Origin of the sequence: Burkholderia sp. RF2-non_BP3, assembly GCF_001522185.1 — a bacterium.
GTDB lineage: Bacteria > Pseudomonadota > Gammaproteobacteria > Burkholderiales > Burkholderiaceae > Burkholderia > Burkholderia diffusa.
Window position 1 is genome coordinate 286,463 of record NZ_LOSU01000043.1, and the last position, 18,034, is coordinate 304,496.

An 18,034-nucleotide genomic window follows, 5' to 3' on the forward strand; every position below is an offset into this window, starting at 1 on the left:
TAACTCGGGTCGACAGGAGATATGGAGATGCAATCGACGATCAAACCCGTCGAGTACGACCGGCCGGTCTCGGCAGGGACCGTCTGCGGCGTGGGCCAGGCGTGGGCCAAGGTGCCCGAGGCACCGTCCGCCGAAGAACGCACCGCACTGAAGGCGCGCATCAAGGCGCTGCTCGCGCGTGAAAAGGCCGTGCTCGTCGCTCACTACTACGTGGATGCCGAGCTGCAGGAGCTGGCCGACGAAACCGGCGGCTGCGTCGCCGATTCGCTCGAAATGGCCCGCTTCGGCCGCGACCACGACGCACAGACGCTCGTCGTCGCCGGCGTGCGCTTCATGGGCGAAACCGCGAAGATCCTGAGCCCCGGCAAGCGCGTACTGATGCCCGATCTCGACGCGACCTGCTCGCTCGATCTCGGCTGCCCGGTCGACGAATTCTCCGCGTTCTGCGATGCGCATCCCGACCGCACCGTCGTCGTCTACGCGAATACCAGCGCCGCCGTGAAGGCGCGCGCCGACTGGATGGTCACGTCGTCGATCGGCCTCGAGATCGTCGCCGACCTGCACGCACGGGGCGAAAAGATCATCTGGGCACCCGATCGCCATCTCGGCAGCTACATCCAGAAGAAAACCGGCGCGGACATGCTGTTGTGGCAGGGTTCGTGTCTCGTCCACGACGAATTCAAGGGCATCGAGCTCGACCTGCTGCGCGCCGAGTATCCGGACGCGAAGGTGCTCGTGCATCCCGAGTCGCCGGAAAACGTCGTCGCGCAGGCGGACGTCGTCGGCTCGACGACGCAGCTGATCGACGCTGCCGTGAAGTTCGACGCGACGCACTTCATCGTCGCGACCGACCTCGGCATCCTGCACAAGATGCAGCTCGCGGCGCCCGGCAAGACCTTCATCGCCGCGCCGACGGCCGGCAACAGCGCGACCTGCAAGAGCTGCGCCCATTGCCCGTGGATGGCGATGAACGGCCTCGCGAACCTCGCCGACGTGCTCGAGCGCGGTCACAACGAGATCTTCGTCGATCCCGCGATCGGCGCGCGCGCGCGTCTGCCGATCGACCGGATGCTCGATTTCGCAGCGGCGCACAAGAAGCGCGTGCAGGCGAGCGGCGATCTGCAGCGCGATCAGCAACTGTTTGCGAACGTGGGGGCTGCATGACCAGCGCAGTCTCTCCGTTGTTCGAAGCCGTGCGCGCCCAATACGGCACGGCATTCGACGAAGCGATCGCGCGCAACGTCGCCGATGCGATCGCCGAAGACGTCGGCACCGGCGACCAGACCGGGCGGCTCGTGCCGGCAGGCGAGCGGCGCCGTGCGCGCATCATCGTGCGCGAGGAGGCGGTGTTGTGCGGCGTGCCGTGGTTCGAGGCCGTCGTCGCGCGGATCGATCCGTCGATCGTCGTGCAGTGGCGGTATCGTGAAGGCGACCGGATGACGCCGGATTCGACGGTCTGCGAACTCGAAGGGCCGGCGCGCGCGCTGTTGACGGCCGAGCGCAACGGGCTGAACTTCCTGCAATTGCTGTCGGGCGTCGCGAGCGCGACGCGTCGTTACGTCGATCGCGTCGAAGGCACGCGCGCGAAGATCCTCGATACGCGCAAGACCCTGCCGGGCCTGCGGCTCGCGCAGAAGTACGCGGTGCGCGTCGGCGGCGGCGAGAACCAGCGTCTCGCGCTGTACGACGGCATCCTGATCAAGGAAAACCATATCGCGGCGGCCGGCGGTGTCGGCGAGGCGCTCGATGCGGCGTTCGCACTCGATGCCGGCGTGCCGGTGCAGGTCGAAGTCGAGACGCTCGCGCAGCTCGACACGGCGCTCGCGCATGGCGCGCAGTCGGTGCTGCTCGACAACTTCACGCTCGACATGATGCGCGAGGCGGTGCGCGTCGCGTCCGGCAAGGCCGTGCTCGAGGTGTCGGGCGGTGTCAATTTCGATACGGTGCGCACGTTCGCGGAGACGGGCGTCGACCGCATCTCGATCGGCGCGCTGACGAAGGACGTGCACGCGACCGACTATTCGATGCGGATCGTCGACTGACCGCACGACATACCGTCTGACGAAAAAAGCCGCTGGCGCGCAAACGCCAGCGGCTTTTTCGTGGGCCGCAAGCCGGAAGGGCGTGCCGCTCAGCGGCGCGAGCGGGGCGTGAGCACGCTCGGCAGCGCCTTCGGCAACGTGTGCGGCCAGTCGCGGCTGTAGTGCAGCCCGCGGCTTTCGCGGCGCGAATACGCGCTCTTCACGATCAGCGTCGCGACGTCGACGAGATTGCGCAGTTCGAGCAGGTCGCGCGTCACGCGGAAGTTCGCGTAGTACTCGTGGATCTCGTCGCGCAGCAGCGACAACCGGTGCTTCGCGCGCTCGAGACGCTTGTCGGTACGCACGATGCCGACGTAGTTCCACATCAGCCGGCGCAGTTCGTCCCAGTTGTGCGCGACGACGACTTCCTCGTCCGCATCCGACACGCGGCTTTCGTCCCATGCGGGCAGCGTGCCCGGCGTGTCGGCGTCGAAGCCGGCCGCCTCGATTGCCTCGGCCGCCGCGCGGCCGATCACGAGACATTCGAGCAGCGAATTGCTCGCAAGCCGGTTCGCGCCGTGCAGCCCCGTGTACGACGTCTCGCCGACCGCATACAGGCCCGCGAGATCGGTGCGTCCCGCGAGGTCGGTGACGACGCCGCCGCACGTGTAGTGCGCGGCCGGCACGACCGGGATCGGCTGCTTCGCGATGTCGATGCCGAATTCGAGACAGCGCGCGTGGATCGTCGGGAAGTGTTCGCGCAGGAAGGCTTCCGGCTGATGGCTGATGTCGAGATACACGCAGTCGATCCCGCGCTTCTTGATCTCGAAGTCGATCGCGCGCGCGACGATGTCGCGCGGCGCGAGTTCCGCGCGCGGATCGTGCGCGGGCATGAAGCGCGTGCCGTCCGGCAGCTTCAGCAGGCCGCCTTCGCCGCGCACGGCTTCCGAAATCAGGAACGATTTCGCGTACGGATGGAACAGGCAGGTCGGGTGAAACTGGATGAATTCCATGTTCGACACGCGGCAGCCCGCGCGCCACGCCATCGCGATGCCGTCGCCGGTCGCGGTGTCGGGGTTCGTCGTGTACAGGTAGACCTTGCCGGCGCCGCCGGTCGCGAGCACCGTGTGCGGCGCCTCGATCGTAATCGTGCGATCGTTGTCGACGTCGAGCGCATACAGCCCGTGACAACGGCGGCCGGGCAGCCCGAGCCGGTCCGACGTGATCAGGTCGATCGCATGGTGGTTTTCGAAGAACGTGATGTTCGGATGCTGGCGCGCGCGGTCGGACAGCGTCGCGAGCACCGCATGGCCGGTCGCGTCGGCCGCGTGGATGATTCGACGGTGGCTGTGGCCGCCTTCGCGCGTCAGATGGAAACCGAGTTCGGCCGCATCGTCCTTCGTGAACGGCACACCCTGCGAGATCAGCCACTCGATCGCTTCGCGGCCGTGCTCGACGATGTAGCGCGTCGCGCCTTCGTCGCACAGGCCGCCGCCGGCGACCAGCGTGTCGTCGACGTGGTTCTCGATGCTGTCCGCCGAATCGAGGACGGCCGCGATGCCGCCTTGCGCGTTATCGCTTGCCCCCTCCATCATCGAACGTTTCGCGATCAGCGCGACACGTCGCGTGCTGGCCAGGTTGAGTGCGACCGACAGCCCTGCCAGGCCGCTGCCGACGATCGCCACGTCGAATTTCATGCTGCATCTCCATCGTTACGCTTTAGCTCTTGTGCGTTCCGTCGGCCGTGGCCGCGGAAAGGGGAGAGCATACCGCGTCGGGCCCGCGCGTGCGCGCAAAACAAAAAGCCCCGCATGTGCGGGGCTTTTTGGTCGCCGTCAGGCTGGCAGAAACCGGAGATTACTTGATCTTGGTTTCTTTGTATTCCACATGCTTGCGGACGACGGGATCGAACTTCTTGATCGCCATCTTTTCCGGCATGTTGCGCTTGTTCTTCGTGGTCGTGTAGAAGTGACCCGTACCAGCGGTCGACTCGAGCTTGATCTTGTCGCGTGCGCCTTTTGCCATGATTGTGCTCCTTGGGCTTAGGCTTCGCCGCGTGCGCGCAGGTCAGCGAGCACGGAATCGATGCCGTTCTTGTCGATCAGGCGCAGGCCGGCGTTCGAGACGCGCAGGCGCACCCAGCGGTTTTCGCTCTCCACCCAGAACCGGCGGTTTTGCAGGTTCGGCAGGAAGCGGCGCTTCGTCTTGTTGTTTGCGTGGGAAACGTTGTTGCCGCTCATCGGCGCTTTCCCAGTTACTTGGCATACGCGTGCCATGAGAGCACTCCTAATACGCTAAATTCGGGGTTCGATCGCCGATGAAGGTTCCATCGTACCGCCACGTGATCCATGGCTGCACTCAGAACGCCGAAGCCTTTACAGACAAGGCCCTTCGATGGCTAGAACTGGTTGGAAAAAAGACAGATGACGATTCTAGCAGAAAAAGTTCAGAAAAATCAAACCCAATTTCGCTTCGTCGTTGCGGCCACCCCGGGGCGGGTCGCCGGGCCACAGTCTACAGCCAACCGGCGCGTGCGAACGAAAATGTATCGGCGGTGCCGACGACCACGTGATCGAGCAGCTTCGCGTCGACGAGCGTGAGCGCTTCGTGCAGCATGCGCGTCAGGCGGCGATCCTCCGCGCTCGGCTGCACCGCGCCGGACGGGTGATTGTGCGCGATGATCAGCGCGGCGGCATTCAGCAGGAGCGCGCGCCGCACGATCTCGCGCGGATAGACGACCATTCGCGTCAGCGAGCCGCGGGCGCTCTCCTCCACGTCGATGAGGCCGTGACGGGCGTCCAGGTACAGCGTGACGAACACCTCGTGCGGACGCGTGCCGATCCTGAGCCGCAGATAATCCTCGACCGCGCCTGGCGAGCCGATCTGCATCCGCTCGCGGGCTTTCTCGGCCAGCGCGCGCCGCACGATCTCGGTCACCGCGATCAGCACCGCCGAGCGCGCGGGGCCGATGCCGGGGTGCATGGCGAACGCGTCGGGCTCCGCGTCCAGCATGTCGCGCAGCGAATCGTCGAAACGTGCGAGCAGCGCGCGGGCGCTGGCGAACACGTCGTGGCCGCCGCCGCCCGTGCCGAGCAGCAGCGCGATCAGCTCCGCATCGGTCAACGCCGCCGGCCCGCGTTCCAGCAAGCGCTCGCGCGGCAGATGGGGTTTCCAGTTTCGCGGGCGGCGCTTGCCCGGCGGCCTGGCTGCGTCGACGAGGCGGGCCGGAGCGACGGGGGCATCGGCGGTGTCGCGACATTCGGTCGCCGGTGCGGCGGGACAGGGTGACAGCATGATCGAAACTCCATTGGCGGCGGGCGCGGGCGCGATGTCGTCGCACTTTCAGCCTTGCGCGCTCAGGTGACTTACAATATTGGCTTTGCGCCGGGCCTTTCGGCCAGTTCGGGCGCCGACGAACACGAGTCATTCATGAGCATCATCGATCTATCCGAAGTGAAGCCCGGTTCCCATGTCACGCTGCATTACCGGCTTGCATTGGCCGACGGCGCCGACATCGTCAACACCTTCTCCGACAAGCCCGCCACGCTGCTGCTCGGCGCGGGGCAACTGGCGCCCTCGCTGGAACAGATTCTGATCGGGCTCAGGGTGGGCGACCATTCGACTTATCAGCTAACGCCCGAGCAGGGGTTCGGTCCCCGCAATCCCGACATGCTCCAGCGCGTGACGCTGTCGACGCTGCGCGAGAACGGGATGGTCGGCGACGATTTCACGCCGGGCGACCTGATCGAGTTCAACGCGCCGGACGGCGGCCGCTATGCAGGGGTGCTGAAGGAAGTCAGCGAAACCTCGGCGCTGTTCGACTTCAATCATCCGCTCGCGGGCCAAGCGCTCACGTTCGAAGTGAAAATCATCGGAATCCTGTAATCATGAGCACCACCGATACGCTGTCCGGGCAGACCGTCGCCGCCGATGCCGAAATCCTGCTGGCCCAGCCGCGTGGCTTCTGCGCGGGCGTCGATCGCGCGATCGAGATCGTCGAGCGCGCGATCGCGATGCACGGTGCGCCGATCTACGTCCGTCACGAAATCGTCCACAACAAGTACGTGGTCGAGGATCTGAAGAAGAAGGGCGCGATCTTCGTCGAGGAACTCGAGGAAGTGCCGGCCGGCAATACCGTGATCTTCAGCGCGCACGGCGTGTCGAAGGCCGTGCGCGACGAGGCGGACGTGCGCGGGTTGCGCATTTACGACGCAACCTGCCCGCTCGTCACGAAGGTGCACGTCGAAGTGGCGAAGATGCGCCAGGACGGGGTCGACATCGTGATGATCGGCCACAAGGGCCACCCGGAAGTCGAAGGCACGATGGGGCAGGTCGAGCGCGGCATGCATCTCGTCGAAAGCGTCGAGGACGTGCAGAAGCTCGAGCTCGCCGATCCCGAGCGCATCGCGCTCGTCACGCAGACGACATTGTCCGTGGACGACGCCGCCGAGATCATCGGCGCGCTGAAGGCGAAGTATCCGAAGATTCGCGAACCGAAGAAGCAGGACATCTGCTATGCGACGCAGAACCGCCAGGATGCGGTGAAGTTCATGGCGCCGCAGTGCGACGTCGTGATCGTCGTCGGCAGCCCGAACAGCTCGAATTCGAGCCGCCTGCGTGAAGTGGCCGAGAAGCGCGGCGTGGCCGCGTACATGGTCGACGCACCCGATCAGATCGATCCGGCATGGGTCGCCGGCAAGCGCCGCATCGGCGTGACGGCCGGCGCATCGGCGCCGGAAGTGCTCGCCCAGGCCGTGATCGCGCGCCTGCGCGAGCTCGGCGTGCGCAACGTCCGCGCCCTCGACGGCATCGAGGAAAACGTGTCGTTTCCGCTGCCGCGCGGGCTGAACCTGCCGCCTGCCGCCTGATTGCCGCATCGCACCCGCGATACCCCGAAGCGCGCCGTTTGGCGCGCTTTTTTTTGCGTTGCGAAAATGAGATCGCAACCATTATTCACACCAATGGTGCAACCCGGTTGCTATCGCCGCGCTTAACCGCCTCTCAAAAATGGTTGCAATGCAGGAAAACCCCATCGAATCAGGATTATTGGCGTCCTATAAATGGAGTTACAATGCGCCCGTTTTCAGGCCGGAATGGCTTTGAAATCGGGTTTTGGCAAGGCGCGGGAGACCTACTCGATGCATGTGAAGTTGGCTTACGCCATGTCCGTCGCCGCACCGGTTGCAATGCTTGCCGGCTGCAGCAAAAAGAGCGACGACGAGGCGGGCAGGGACGCTGCGGCACGCGCAGTACCGGCTGCCAGCGACGTGCGCGCTGCCGGAACCGGTCGTGCGGTGCCGTCGGCGTGCCGCGTTGCGCAATCGGACAGTGACAAGGACAACGGGGCACGTTTGGCGATCGAGGAAATCAACGCGCAGGGCTCGAAGATCGGCATGCATTCGGCACGGCGGGCAGCACGCGCCGGCGGTGCTGCCATCGACCGGGCGACGGGCATGCAGATTGTCCGACAACGAGCCGCGGACCGTGATGCGGCAACAGCAGGGCGCGTCGAACGACGGACGCTCGGGTTTCGGGGCAACGCAGGCGACGTGCAGATGTCACTGATCCCCGTTCATTTCGATTCGACGAAACAGCGTGTCGCCGCGACCCATCGCGTCGCGGCGGGCGGGCTGCTTCGTTTCACGGATTCCGACGCATTCCTGACGAAAGTCGGGCGCCACTTTTGCGATGCCGGTTCGGGCGCCGCGCGGGCGGCGGCGGACGGCCCGCTTGCAGCGCAGGCGACGGCGTCCGGCATCGGAGTGCAAATCCTTGGCGACAACGGCATGTGCGCCGCCAAGGTGGTCGAGCCCGCGGGCGACGCGGCGCGGAACCTGATCTGCCCGGATGCAGGGTTCGCCCCGGCCCGGACGGAAAAAGGCACGGCGTTCGGGCAACCGGACACCGTTGCGGCACGCTGCCCTACGACTTCAAGGAGGCCAAGTACACCGTCCTCGATGTCGTGACGATTTAGCGACGGGACTCACGATGGCACCGGAACAGTGCGGTGCCGTTTCTGTATCCGCTCCGGCGGCAGGTCCGGCCGTACAGGCCGGGCGGCGCGCGCCGGGACGATCCACCCTTACCGGTATCGACTAGTACCCGCAGTGTCGCCGAGAAGGCGCGATTCCTCGCTTACCCGCGGGGCGCAACGTCCTCCGGCAGCATGGGCCAAGGAGCTTTAAATGGATATTTTCATCCAGCAGATCCTCAACGGGCTGGTGCTCGGCAGTGTGTACGCCATCATCGCGTTGGGTTACACGATGGTGTACGGCATTCTCGGCATCATCAACTTCGCGCACGGCGACGTGCTGATGATCGGCGCGATGGTCGCCCTGTCGGCGATCACCGTGCTGCAGAACCATTTCCCCGGACTCGGCAACGTCGCGACGCTGACGATTGGCCTTGGCATCGCCGCCGTCGTCTGCGCGTGCGTGGGCTACACGATCGAACGTGTCGCGTACCGGCCGCTGCGCCGTGCGCCGCGTCTCGCCCCGCTGATCACCGCGATCGGCGTGTCGATCCTGCTGCAGACGGCCGCGATGATCATCTGGTCGCGCAACCCGCTGCCGTTCCCGCAATTGCTGCCGACCGATCCGATCAACGTGATCAAGGCGACCGACACGACGCCCGGCGCCGTGATCTCGGTGACTGAAATCGTGATCATCGCGGTGGCGTTCATCGTGATGGCAGGCCTCCTGCTGCTCGTGCACAAGACCAAGCTCGGCCGCGCGATGCGTGCGATCGCCGAAAGCCCGAACACCGCGAGCCTGATGGGCGTGAACCCGAACTTCGTGATTTCGGCGACGTTCATGATCGGCTCCGCGCTCGCCGCGCTGGCCGGCGTGATGATCGCGTCCGAATACGGCAACGTGCACTTCTACATGGGCTTCATCCCCGGCATGAAGGCGTTCACGGCGGCGGTGCTCGGCGGGATCGGCAACCTCGGCGGCGCGATGGTCGGCGGCGTGGTGCTCGGCCTGATCGAGCAGCTCGGCGCGGGTTACATCGGCAACCTCACGGGCGGCGTATTCGGCAGTAACTACCAGGACGTGTTCGCATTCATCGTGCTGATCATCGTGCTGGTGTTCCGTCCGTCGGGCCTGCTGGGTGAACGTGTCGCGGACCGCGCGTAACGGAAGGGGAGCAAACAACATGACATCCATTCAACCGATCGAATCCTCGACGTCGCTCGTCGAAGAGCGCAACACGGCCAAGACCGTCATCATTGGCATCCTGACCGCGGCCTTCGTGATCGCGGCGCCGATCATCATCGGCTCGGCAGGCGGCAATTACTGGGTCCGCGTGCTCGACTTCGCGATGCTGTACGTGATGCTCGCGCTGGGTCTGAACGTGGTGGTCGGCTTCGCCGGCCTGCTCGACCTGGGCTACATCGCGTTCTACGCGGTGGGCGCGTACACGGCGGCGCTGCTGAGCTCGCCGCACCTGACCTCGCAGTTCGAGTGGATCGCGGCGCTCGCGCCGAACGGCCTGCACATCCCGTTCCTGATCATCGTGCCGATCGCGATGGCGCTGGCGGCGACCTTCGGGATCCTGCTCGGCGCGCCGACGCTGCGCCTGCGCGGCGACTACCTGGCGATCGTGACGCTCGGCTTCGGTGAAATCGTCCGGATCTTCATGAACAACCTCGACCGTCCGGTGAACATTACCAACGGCCCGAAGGGGATCACGGGCATCGATCCGGTGCACGTCGGCGGCTTCAACCTGTCGCAGACGCACTCGATCTTCGGCTTCCAGCTGCCGTCGGTCTACATGTACTACTACCTGTTCGTGCTCTGCGCGCTGCTGGTGATCTGGGTCTGTACGCGCCTGCAGCACTCGCGTATCGGCCGTGCATGGGCCGCGATCCGCGAAGACGAAATCGCCGCGAAGGCAATGGGCATCAACACCCGTAACGTGAAGCTGCTCGCGTTCGCGATGGGCGCGTCGTTCGGCGGCCTGTCGGGCGCGATGTTCGGTGCGTTCCAGGGCTTCGTGTCGCCCGAGTCGTTCACGTTCTGGGAATCGATCGTCGTGCTCGCCTGCGTGGTGCTCGGCGGCATGGGCCACATCCCCGGCGTGATCCTGGGCGCGGTGCTGCTCGCGATCTTCCCGGAATTCCTGCGTTCGACGATGAGCCCGCTGCAGCATGCGATCTTCGGTCACGACATCGTCGATACCGAAGTGATCCGTCAGGCGCTGTATGGCCTCGCGATGGTGATCATCATGCTGTATCGCTCGGAAGGCCTGTGGCCGGCGCCGAAGCATGAGGACAAGATCGCGAAACTGGCGAAGCGCAACAGCAAGAAGCCGGTGCGCGCTTAACCAACGGACAAGGGGATATCACACATGAGCGACAAGCAAATCCGACTGTCCGTCAAAGGCGTGAACAAGCGCTTCGGCGGCTTGCAGGCACTGTCCGACGTCGGCCTCGAGATCAAGGAAGGCGAGATCTACGGCCTGATCGGCCCGAACGGCGCCGGCAAGACCACGTTCTTCAACGTGATCACGGGCCTCTACACGCCGGACTCCGGCGAGTTCAAGCTCGACGGCACGGAATACAAGCCGACCGCGGTGCACCAGGTCGCGAAGACGGGCATCGCGCGCACGTTCCAGAACATTCGCCTGTTCGGCGGGATGACGGCACTGGAGAACGTGATGGTGGGCCGCCATGTGCGCACCAAGCACGGGCTGCTCGGCGCGGTGTTCCAGACGCCGGCCGAACGCCAGGAAGAGCGCGAGATCAAGGAACGCGCGATCGAGCTGCTCGAATACGTCGGCGTGCTGCAGTACGCGGACTACACGTCGCGCAACCTGTCGTACGGCCACCAGCGCCGGCTGGAAATCGCCCGCGCGCTGGCGACCGACCCGAAGCTGCTCGCGCTCGACGAGCCGGCGGCCGGGATGAACGCGACCGAGAAGGTCGAACTCACGCGCCTGCTCGACAAGATCCGCTCGGACGGCCGCACGATCCTGCTGATCGAGCACGACGTGAAGCTCGTGATGGGACTGTGCAACCGGATGACGGTGCTCGATTACGGCAAGGTGATCGCCGAGGGTCTGCCGCAGGACGTGCAGAAGAATCCGAAGGTGATTGAGGCATATCTCGGCGCAGGGGTGCACTGATGGCAGCGGCAATGTTGAAAATCAAGGGCTTGCAGGTCAACTACGGCGGTATCCAGGCCGTCAAGGGTGTTGACATGGAAGTCCGCCAGGGCGAGCTCGTGACGCTGATCGGCGCGAACGGTGCCGGCAAGACCACGACGATGAAGGCGATCACGGGTCTCAAGCCGTACTCGGCGGGCGACATCGAGTACGACGGCAAGTCGATCAAGGGCGTGCCGTCGCACGAACTGCTCAAGCGCGGCCTCGCGATGGTGCCGGAAGGCCGCGGGATCTTCGCGCGGATGTCGATCATCGAGAACATGCAGATGGGCGCGTATCTGCGCAACGACAAGGAGCAGATCAAGAAGGACGTCGACCGGATGTTCGGCTTCTTCCCGCGTCTGAAGGAGCGTGCGACGCAGCTCGCGGGCACGCTGTCGGGCGGCGAGCAGCAGATGCTGGCGATGTCGCGCGCGATCCTGTCGAAGCCGAAGCTGCTGCTGCTCGACGAGCCGTCGATGGGCCTGTCGCCGATCATGGTCGAGAAGATCTTCGAAGTGGTGCGCGAGATCTCGAAGGAGGGCATCACGGTGCTGCTGGTCGAGCAGAACGCACGCCTCGCGCTGCAGGCGGCCGACCGCGGTTATGTGATGGACTCGGGCACGGTCACGATGGAAGGCGACGCGAAGCAGATGCTCGACGATCCGAAGGTGCGGGCCGCGTATCTGGGTGAATGAGCGAGGCCGGTGCGGCGCGGCGGCGGATGCCGGCGTGCCGCGCAAGGGCTTTCGAAAAGCTGTCACGGGATGCCGTGGCAGCTTTTTTTTCGTGCGGCGCGCCCGGCGGCGAACTTGTGCGTGCGGAGGCGACTCCATTCATTCGGCGGTGACGCCGACCATGCGGCGCGGGACGCGGCGACCGGCCGTCCGCGACCGGCCGTCCGTAACCGGCCCTCCGCAACCGGCCGTCCGCAAACCGACACGCGGGCTGCGTAGCATGGTCGATCCATCGGGACACGGAGAGCGCGCATGAGTCTGGACTACGGTTTCGTGAAGGCGAAGGTGACGTCGGTGGCGCAGCTGAAGGGCTCGCCGCACGGCAGCGAGATCCAGTATCACATCCACCTGACACTCGCACTGCCGACGGGCGACTGGGACGTCGCGATCAACGTCGGCACCAACGACGCGGACGACTTGCTGAACTACAAGCTCGTCTACGATTTCCATCATCCGGTCACGGCGACGCTCGCGGCCGCGGCCGAGGGCTACACCGATCTCACCGGGCAAACCGCGCTGCCGGCGCTCGACTATCTGCGCAGCGACATCCTGAACGAGACCGGCGCATGGCGCGCCAGCGCGGTGATGGACGGTACCGAGAACGCGGAGCCGATCCCGTCGCTGCTGCGGCTCGTCAACGCCGCGCAGTCGCAGGGGCTCGACGTCGTCGTGCTCGGCCGCACGTATTCAGAAGGCAACGGCATTCACGACACGCACATGAACCAGGGGTCGACGGGCTCGCACTATCTGCACCGCGCGGGCGACGACCACAACGATCACAACGACGTCTGGCAGGACGGCGCGCTGATCGTGCGCGTGAGCGAGTCGCAGTGGGCCGCGTATTTCGCGGCGTTCGAGCAGCAGGCCGTGCCGACCGACGCGCTCGGCAATCCGCTGCCGGACGCGGGGCCGATCACGCGCTGATGGGGGGCTGCCGGCGTCAGGCGGCCGGCAGCGTCTTGCCGAACGAAATGCGTTCCTCGACGCGATAGCCGAGCGCCGCGTAGAAGCGGCACGCATCGTCGTTGCCGGGCAGCACCTGCAGATTGATCTTCAGGCAGCCGCGCGCGGCGAGCGCGCGTTCCGCATGCGCGATCAGCGCGCGGCCGATGCCGAGTCGCCGTGCGTCGTTCGACACGCCGAACGAGTAGAGCCAGCCGCGATGTCCGTCGAAACCCGCCATCAGCGTGCCGACGACCCGCGCGCCGCTGGTCGCGACGAAGAACAGTTCCGGCTGCGTCGCGAGCTTCAGCTCGATCGATCGCAGCGGATCGCGGTGCGGCGGCGCGCCGGCTTCGTCGTACTGCGGGAACGCGTCGCGCCAGACCGCGAGCACGGCATCGGTGTCGGCGCGTTCGAACGGGCGGATAGCGACAGCATCGGCGGCGGCATCCATCGCGGGGGGCTCCTCAGAGCGTGTCGAGGATCGACCGCAGCATCGCCATCATCTGGTCGATTTCCTCGGTCGTGACGTTCAGCGCGGGCATGAAGCGCAGCAGGTTCGGGCGCGCCGCGTTCAGCAGCAGGCCGTCGGGCTGCATGTCGCGCGCCTTCTCGACGATCTGCGGGCCGATGTCCTTGCCGAGCAGCAGCGCGCGCAGCAGGCCTTCGCCGCGTTCGCCCTCGAAACCGCGCTCCTCCGACAGCTCGAGCAGCTTGCGCTTCAAGTATTCGCCGCGCGCGCGCACGCCTTCGAGGAAGCCGGGCGCGACGAGTTGCGAGATCACCGAATGGCCGACCGCCGTCATCAGCGGGTTGCCGTTGTACGTGCCGCCCTGATCGCCGGCCTCGAACACCGCGACGTCGGCCTTCGACAGCAGCGCGCCGAGCGGTGCGCCGCCGCCGATGCCCTTCGCGAGCGTCATGATGTCCGGCTCGATGCCGGACAGCTCGTATGCGAACAGCGTGCCCGCGCGGCCGCAGCCGCTCTGCACTTCGTCGACGATCAGCAGCAGGTCGTGCTGCTTCGTCAGCGCACGCAGCGCCTGCATGAATTCACGCGTCGCCGGAATCACGCCGCCTTCGCCCTGGATCGGCTCGAGCATCACCGCGACGGTCTTGTCGGTGATCAGCTTCTCGACCGAGTTGATGTCGTTCAGCTCGGCCTTCGGGAAGCCCGGCACCTGCGGTGCGTAGATCGTGTCCCAGCCCGGCTTGCCGCTGGCCGACATCGTCGCGAGCGTGCGGCCGTGGAAGCTGTGGTCGAACGTGATGATCTCGTACGCGCCGTTCTTGAACTTGCGGCCCCATTTGCGCGCGAGCTTGATCGCACCTTCGTTCGCTTCCGCGCCGCTGTTCGTGAAGAACACCTTGTCGAACACGCTGTGCTGCGTCAGCAGCCCCGCGAGCTTCGCCATCGGTTCGTTGTAGAACGCGGGCGACGGGTTCAGCAGCTTCTCGGCCTGCGTCTTCAGCGCTTCGACGATGCCGTCGTTGCAGTGGCCGAGACTGTTGACGGCCCAGCCCTGAATGAAGTCCAGATAGCGCTTGCCGGTGTGATCGTAGAGCCACGAACCCTTGCCGTGCGTAAACACGATGTCGGGGCGGTTCGTGATGTACATCAGCGAGTCGATCGGGTAATCGTTCAGGGACATGACAGCGGACTCCAGCGGACGTTGAAAGGGAAACGGGCAATAAAAAAGCCACGGAAGGCCGTGGCTGGTAGGTCGAACAGCTTGTGCGTAACCGGTGAAGCGGAGGGAGGGTTACGCGCGAGTCCGTGACGAGCCGGCGGCATCCGGGCGGAGCGGCGAGCGGCGACGTCGGAGAGCGGACAGGAAGCGGTTCATGTGCGCAAGCATAAGGCATCCCGCGCCCCACTGTAAACCGCCGCGATGCCACGGATGTGACACGGCGGCGCGCAGCGGGGACGCGGGCGCGCCCGGTGCTCAGACCGGGTGCGCGAGATCGGCGGCGCTCGTGAACGAGTCCGCGTAGAACTCGTCGGCCGGCAGCGCGTGGTGCTGCGTGAAGTCGCGCTGCGCGGATTCGACCATCACCGGCGCGCCGCACGCGTACACCTGGTGGCCCGACAGATCGGGCAGGTCCTCGATCACCGCGCGGTGGACGAAGCCGGTGCGGCCCGTCCACTGGTCGGCGTCGTCCGGCTCGGACAGCACCGGCACGTACTTGAAGTTCGGGATCTCGCGCGCCCATTGCTCGGCGAGCTCGCCGAGGTAGATGTCCTTCTTGCGGCGTGCGCCCCAATAGAGCGTCATCGGGCGCGTGATGCCGGAATGCCTGACGTGCTCGATGATCGCCTTGATCGGCGCGAAGCCGGTGCCCGACGCGAGCAGCACGATCGGCTTGTCGGAATCCTCGCGCAGGAAGAACGTGCCGAGCGGGCCTTCGAAGCGCAGGATGTCGCGCTCCTTCATCGCGCCGAACACATGGTCGGTGAACTTGCCGCCCGGCATGTGGCGGATGTGCAGCTCGATCGGGCCTTCCTCGTGCGGCGCATTCGCCATCGAGTAGCTGCGGCGCGAGCCGTCCTTCAGGATGAACTCGACGTACTGGCCCGCGAGGTATTGCAGGCGCTCGTTGGCGGGCAACTGCAGCTTCACGACCATCACGTCGTCGGCGCGGCGCTCGAGCGCGGCGATCCGGCACGGCAGCTTCTTCACCTGCACGCCGTCGACGCCGGCGATTTCACGCACGTCGATCTCGAGGTCGCATTGCGCCTTCGAACAGCAGAGCAGCGCGAGGCCGCGCGTGCGTTCGTCGTTGGACAGCGCCGACGCGGCGTGCGGGCCCTGTTCGATCTGGCCCGACACGATCTGGCCCTTGCAGGAGCCGCACGCGCCGTTCTTGCATCCGTACGGCAGATGGACGTTCTGGCGCAGCGCCGCCGCCAGCACGGTTTCGTCCGACTCGACCTGGAACTGCCGGCCGCTTTGCTTGAGAGTAACGTTGAATGCCATAGAACCAAATAGAACAAAATGTGGGGACCGTGCATGTCGGCACGGCAGCTACAATGCAAACCCGTTGCGCGCCGCGCAACGGTGGCTACTGATTTCGCAACCATCATGATCGCGACTCGAATCCTGCGCCGGCCGCGCGCACTGATCGTCGGCTGCGGCGACGTCGGCCTGCGTTGCGTCGCGCAATGGCGCGCCGCGCGCCGCAACCTGCGCATCGTCGCGCTGACGAGCCATCCGGGCCGCTGCGACGAATTGCGCGCGGCAGGCGCGACGCCGATCGTCGGCGACCTCGATCGCCGCGCGACGCTCGGACGTATCGCGGGGCTCGCCCGCACGATCCTGCATCTCGCGCCGCCGCAATCCGACGGCCGCGACGATCGCCGCACCCGCGCGCTGATCGCCGCATTGTCCGTGCCTGCACGGCGGCCATCCGCACCGCCGGTGTCGCCGGCCGGCCGGCTCCGCACGCTGCGTGCCGCGACCCGGCAGGCCGGCGTGCCGGCGCGGGCAGCGCGTATTGTACCCGACGCCCTTCGCGCGCCGACGCTCGTCTACGCCAGCACGACGGGCGTATACGGCGATTGCGGCGGGGCGCGAATAGACGAGACGCAGCCGCTGCGCCCCGCGAATCCGCGCGCGTTCCGGCGCGTGTCGGCCGAGCGTCAGTTGCGGGCGGCGACGGTGCGCGGCGTGCTGTCCGCGCGCATCGTGCGCATTCCCGGCATCTACGCGGCGAATCGGCTGCCGCTCGCGCGGCTCGAGCGCGGCACGCCGGCGCTCGACGCGGCCGACGACGTCTACACGAACCATATCCACGCCGACGATCTCGCGGCGATCCTGCGGCGCGCGGCCGTGCGCGGCAAGCCGGCGCGCGCCGTGCACGCGTCGGACGACAGCGAACTGCGGATGGGAGAGTATTTCGACCGGGTCGCGCAGGTGTTCGGCCTGCCGCTGCCGCCGCGGATCAGTCGCGCGGCCGCCGAACATCGGCTCGAACCGACGCTTCTGTCGTTCATGCGCGAGTCGCGGCGCCTGTCGAATGCGCGGCTCAAGGCCGAATTGTGCGTGACGTTGCGCTATCCGACCGTAGACGAATTCCTTCAAACGCTCGCGCCGCGCGGCGCGTCAGGTGAGCGCCGGTAACGCCTCGATCAGCAGGAAGCACAGCAGCGCGCCGATCAGCGCGCCGATCAGGTTCGGATGATATTTGTGCTTCATGTGCATCGTGGCCAGCAGCCCGCCGATCACGATGGCGCCCACGACCGCGAAGGCGATCGTCACGTACGACAGTTCGAAAGAATGGTTGATGTTCATGATGTCTCCCCTGCATTGCTGCTTGTACAGCTTGTGATTTCAGTATAGCGGGGGATCGTGCGGCCGCGACGCGGCCGGACACCGAACGGTCGTGCGGATTTTCCCTTACAGGGTTTTGACGGAATTGCGCAGGGCTGAAAGGTCGTCTTCCCCGAGCCAGCGCCATGCGCCCGGCGCCAAGTCGTCCGGCAGCGTGAAACCGCCGATGCTTTCGCGATGCAGCGCCTCGACGCGGTTGCTGGCCGCGGCGACCATGCGTTTCACCTGATGATATTTGCCTTCGAGGACGGTCAGCGCGAGTGCGTGCGTGTCGCGCGCGTCGGCGGCGACCGCCGCGATCGGCTTCGGCTCGCCGTGGAGCTGCACGCCGGCGCGCAGCGCGTCCAGTTGGGCATCGTCGAGCGGGTGGCGCACGGTCGCGACGTAGGTCTTCGGCACCTTGCGCTTCGGAGACGTGTACGCATGCACGAACTGGCCGTCGTCGGACAGCAGCAGCAGGCCCGTCGTGTCCTGGTCGAGGCGGCCGACGCACTGCACGCCGCGTGCGACGAGCGGCGCGGGCAGCAGGCTGAACACGCTCGCGTGGTGTTGCGGGTCGCGCGAACACTCGTAGCCGGCCGGCTTGTTGAGCGCGAGATACGCGCGGGCGTGGAACGGCCAGGCGGTGTCGTCGACCGTGAACACGAGGCCGTCGGTGTCGAACGACGCGTCGGGGTCGGTCGCGCTCGCGCCCGCGACGGTGACGCGGCCCGTTTCGATCAGGCCGCGGCACTGGCGGCGCGAGCCGAAGCCCTGCGTGTAGAGAATGCTTTCGAGATCCATAGCGCGCGCATTCTATCAAGCGGCGCGCCGGCACCGGCACGAACTCGCCCGCGCTGGTAAGCTGCGGAGCGCTGGG

Annotated in this window: 19 protein-coding genes and 1 pseudogene; 11 read left to right on the forward strand and 9 right to left on the reverse strand. The window is 66.2% G+C overall.

The window, feature by feature from the left end:
• Nucleotides 1-27 precede the first annotated feature (27 nt).
• Together nadA and nadC are read left to right on the forward strand one after the other, a co-directional pair.
• Complete coding sequence (gene nadA / locus WS45_RS23215; protein ID WP_059692268.1) at nucleotides 28-1,164, forward strand: quinolinate synthase NadA; 1,137 nt, start codon at nucleotides 28-30, stop codon at nucleotides 1,162-1,164.
• Nucleotides 1,161-2,042, forward strand: coding sequence for a carboxylating nicotinate-nucleotide diphosphorylase (gene nadC / locus WS45_RS23220; protein ID WP_059701864.1), 882 nt, complete (start codon nucleotides 1,161-1,163; stop codon nucleotides 2,040-2,042). The genes nadA and nadC overlap by 4 nt, the downstream gene beginning before the upstream one ends.
• A gap of 89 nt (nucleotides 2,043-2,131) precedes the next feature.
• Here nadC and nadB read toward each other — a convergent pair whose 3' ends face one another.
• From nadB to radC, 4 genes are all read right to left on the reverse strand, one after another.
• Nucleotides 2,132-3,718 (reverse strand): L-aspartate oxidase, encoded by a 1,587-nt coding sequence (gene nadB, locus WS45_RS23225; protein ID WP_059527704.1) that lies wholly within the window; start codon nucleotides 3,716-3,718, stop codon nucleotides 2,132-2,134.
• A 160-nt stretch (nucleotides 3,719-3,878) separates the two neighbouring features.
• A complete protein-coding gene (gene rpmG, locus WS45_RS23230; RefSeq protein WP_006478046.1) occupies nucleotides 3,879-4,046 on the reverse strand; it encodes a 50S ribosomal protein L33 in 168 nt (55 codons plus the stop codon).
• A 17-nt stretch (nucleotides 4,047-4,063) separates the two neighbouring features.
• Nucleotides 4,064-4,297 carry a 50S ribosomal protein L28 gene (gene rpmB, locus WS45_RS23235; protein WP_004186391.1) on the reverse strand — a complete coding sequence of 78 codons (234 nt, stop codon included), beginning with the start codon at nucleotides 4,295-4,297 and terminating at the stop codon, nucleotides 4,064-4,066.
• 238 nt (nucleotides 4,298-4,535) lie between these two features.
• The gene (gene radC / locus WS45_RS23240; RefSeq protein ID WP_059701866.1) at nucleotides 4,536-5,315 is read right to left on the reverse strand and encodes a RadC family protein; all 780 of its coding nucleotides are present in this window, start codon (nucleotides 5,313-5,315) and stop codon (nucleotides 4,536-4,538) included.
• Nucleotides 5,316-5,450: 135 nt separating this feature from the next.
• Here radC and WS45_RS23245 point away from each other — a divergent pair, with 135 nt between their 5' ends.
• The 8 genes and pseudogenes from WS45_RS23245 (at nucleotide 5,451) to WS45_RS23280 (ending at nucleotide 12,826) form a co-directional block, all read left to right on the forward strand.
• On the forward strand, nucleotides 5,451-5,906 hold the full coding sequence (locus WS45_RS23245) for an FKBP-type peptidyl-prolyl cis-trans isomerase (protein WP_059468284.1): 456 nt from the start codon (nucleotides 5,451-5,453) through the stop codon (nucleotides 5,904-5,906).
• Between the two features lie 2 nt (nucleotides 5,907-5,908).
• Nucleotides 5,909-6,889, forward strand: coding sequence for a 4-hydroxy-3-methylbut-2-enyl diphosphate reductase (gene ispH, locus WS45_RS23250; RefSeq protein ID WP_006488968.1), 981 nt, complete (start codon nucleotides 5,909-5,911; stop codon nucleotides 6,887-6,889).
• A gap of 270 nt (nucleotides 6,890-7,159) precedes the next feature.
• Nucleotides 7,160-7,995: pseudogene (locus WS45_RS23255) on the forward strand (branched-chain amino acid ABC transporter).
• A 211-nt stretch (nucleotides 7,996-8,206) separates the two neighbouring features.
• Entirely contained in the window at nucleotides 8,207-9,157 is a 951-nt protein-coding gene (locus tag WS45_RS23260) for a branched-chain amino acid ABC transporter permease (protein WP_059468282.1), read from the forward strand.
• A gap of 19 nt (nucleotides 9,158-9,176) precedes the next feature.
• On the forward strand, nucleotides 9,177-10,346 hold the full coding sequence (locus WS45_RS23265; protein ID WP_059538404.1) for an ABC transporter permease subunit: 1,170 nt from the start codon (nucleotides 9,177-9,179) through the stop codon (nucleotides 10,344-10,346).
• Nucleotides 10,347-10,370: 24 nt separating this feature from the next.
• On the forward strand, nucleotides 10,371-11,147 hold the full coding sequence (locus tag WS45_RS23270) for an ABC transporter ATP-binding protein (RefSeq protein WP_011352945.1): 777 nt from the start codon (nucleotides 10,371-10,373) through the stop codon (nucleotides 11,145-11,147).
• Nucleotides 11,147-11,863 carry an ABC transporter ATP-binding protein gene (locus WS45_RS23275; protein WP_027785191.1) on the forward strand — a complete coding sequence of 239 codons (717 nt, stop codon included), beginning with the start codon at nucleotides 11,147-11,149 and terminating at the stop codon, nucleotides 11,861-11,863. The genes WS45_RS23270 and WS45_RS23275 overlap by 1 nt, the downstream gene beginning before the upstream one ends.
• Before the next feature lie 291 nt (nucleotides 11,864-12,154).
• Complete coding sequence (locus WS45_RS23280; RefSeq protein WP_059701868.1) at nucleotides 12,155-12,826, forward strand: DUF2278 family protein; 672 nt, start codon at nucleotides 12,155-12,157, stop codon at nucleotides 12,824-12,826.
• A 16-nt stretch (nucleotides 12,827-12,842) separates the two neighbouring features.
• Here WS45_RS23280 and WS45_RS23285 read toward each other — a convergent pair whose 3' ends face one another.
• From WS45_RS23285 to WS45_RS23295, 3 genes are all read right to left on the reverse strand, one after another.
• On the reverse strand, nucleotides 12,843-13,298 hold the full coding sequence (locus WS45_RS23285) for a GNAT family acetyltransferase (protein WP_021160763.1): 456 nt from the start codon (nucleotides 13,296-13,298) through the stop codon (nucleotides 12,843-12,845).
• Nucleotides 13,299-13,311: 13 nt separating this feature from the next.
• Entirely contained in the window at nucleotides 13,312-14,496 is a 1,185-nt protein-coding gene (locus WS45_RS23290) for an acetylornithine transaminase (protein WP_059527689.1), read from the reverse strand.
• A 294-nt stretch (nucleotides 14,497-14,790) separates the two neighbouring features.
• Nucleotides 14,791-15,822 carry a CDP-6-deoxy-delta-3,4-glucoseen reductase gene (locus WS45_RS23295; protein ID WP_059527685.1) on the reverse strand — a complete coding sequence of 344 codons (1,032 nt, stop codon included), beginning with the start codon at nucleotides 15,820-15,822 and terminating at the stop codon, nucleotides 14,791-14,793.
• 105 nt (nucleotides 15,823-15,927) lie between these two features.
• Here WS45_RS23295 and WS45_RS23300 point away from each other — a divergent pair, with 105 nt between their 5' ends.
• Nucleotides 15,928-16,965, forward strand: a complete 1,038-nt coding sequence (locus tag WS45_RS23300; RefSeq protein WP_059701870.1) for an NAD-dependent epimerase/dehydratase family protein — start codon at nucleotides 15,928-15,930, stop codon at nucleotides 16,963-16,965.
• Here WS45_RS23300 and WS45_RS23305 read toward each other — a convergent pair.
• The gene (locus WS45_RS23305; protein WP_059527680.1) at nucleotides 16,948-17,136 is read right to left on the reverse strand and encodes a hypothetical protein; all 189 of its coding nucleotides are present in this window, start codon (nucleotides 17,134-17,136) and stop codon (nucleotides 16,948-16,950) included. The two genes, WS45_RS23300 and WS45_RS23305, sit on opposite strands and share 18 nt — an antisense overlap.
• 105 nt (nucleotides 17,137-17,241) lie before the next feature.
• On the reverse strand, nucleotides 17,242-17,958 hold the full coding sequence (locus tag WS45_RS23310) for a pseudouridine synthase (protein ID WP_059701872.1): 717 nt from the start codon (nucleotides 17,956-17,958) through the stop codon (nucleotides 17,242-17,244).
• Nucleotides 17,959-18,034: the final 76 nt, after the last annotated feature.

What these genes read in the sequence shown, in the direction of transcription:
- radC (WP_059701866.1), bottom strand. Translation starts at nt 5,315, where the DNA reads ATGCTGTCACCCTGTCCCGCCGCACCGGCGACCGAATGTCGCGACACC.
- rpmG (WP_006478046.1), bottom strand. Translation starts at nt 4,046, where the DNA reads ATGGCAAAAGGCGCACGCGACAAGATCAAGCTCGAGTCGACCGCTGGT.
- WS45_RS23245 (WP_059468284.1), top strand. Translation starts at nt 5,451, where the DNA reads ATGAGCATCATCGATCTATCCGAAGTGAAGCCCGGTTCCCATGTCACG.
- WS45_RS23270 (WP_011352945.1), top strand. Translation starts at nt 10,371, where the DNA reads ATGAGCGACAAGCAAATCCGACTGTCCGTCAAAGGCGTGAACAAGCGC.
- WS45_RS23310 (WP_059701872.1), bottom strand. Translation starts at nt 17,958, where the DNA reads ATGGATCTCGAAAGCATTCTCTACACGCAGGGCTTCGGCTCGCGCCGC.
- WS45_RS23280 (WP_059701868.1), top strand. Translation starts at nt 12,155, where the DNA reads ATGAGTCTGGACTACGGTTTCGTGAAGGCGAAGGTGACGTCGGTGGCG.
- WS45_RS23275 (WP_027785191.1), top strand. Translation starts at nt 11,147, where the DNA reads ATGGCAGCGGCAATGTTGAAAATCAAGGGCTTGCAGGTCAACTACGGC.
- nadC (WP_059701864.1), top strand. Translation starts at nt 1,161, where the DNA reads ATGACCAGCGCAGTCTCTCCGTTGTTCGAAGCCGTGCGCGCCCAATAC.
- WS45_RS23285 (WP_021160763.1), bottom strand. Translation starts at nt 13,298, where the DNA reads ATGGATGCCGCCGCCGATGCTGTCGCTATCCGCCCGTTCGAACGCGCC.
- WS45_RS23260 (WP_059468282.1), top strand. Translation starts at nt 8,207, where the DNA reads ATGGATATTTTCATCCAGCAGATCCTCAACGGGCTGGTGCTCGGCAGT.
- WS45_RS23290 (WP_059527689.1), bottom strand. Translation starts at nt 14,496, where the DNA reads ATGTCCCTGAACGATTACCCGATCGACTCGCTGATGTACATCACGAAC.
- WS45_RS23305 (WP_059527680.1), bottom strand. Translation starts at nt 17,136, where the DNA reads ATGAACATCAACCATTCTTTCGAACTGTCGTACGTGACGATCGCCTTC.
- WS45_RS23295 (WP_059527685.1), bottom strand. Translation starts at nt 15,822, where the DNA reads ATGGCATTCAACGTTACTCTCAAGCAAAGCGGCCGGCAGTTCCAGGTC.
- WS45_RS23265 (WP_059538404.1), top strand. Translation starts at nt 9,177, where the DNA reads ATGACATCCATTCAACCGATCGAATCCTCGACGTCGCTCGTCGAAGAG.
- nadA (WP_059692268.1), top strand. Translation starts at nt 28, where the DNA reads ATGCAATCGACGATCAAACCCGTCGAGTACGACCGGCCGGTCTCGGCA.
- WS45_RS23300 (WP_059701870.1), top strand. Translation starts at nt 15,928, where the DNA reads ATGATCGCGACTCGAATCCTGCGCCGGCCGCGCGCACTGATCGTCGGC.
- ispH (WP_006488968.1), top strand. Translation starts at nt 5,909, where the DNA reads ATGAGCACCACCGATACGCTGTCCGGGCAGACCGTCGCCGCCGATGCC.
- rpmB (WP_004186391.1), bottom strand. Translation starts at nt 4,297, where the DNA reads ATGGCACGCGTATGCCAAGTAACTGGGAAAGCGCCGATGAGCGGCAAC.
- nadB (WP_059527704.1), bottom strand. Translation starts at nt 3,718, where the DNA reads ATGAAATTCGACGTGGCGATCGTCGGCAGCGGCCTGGCAGGGCTGTCG.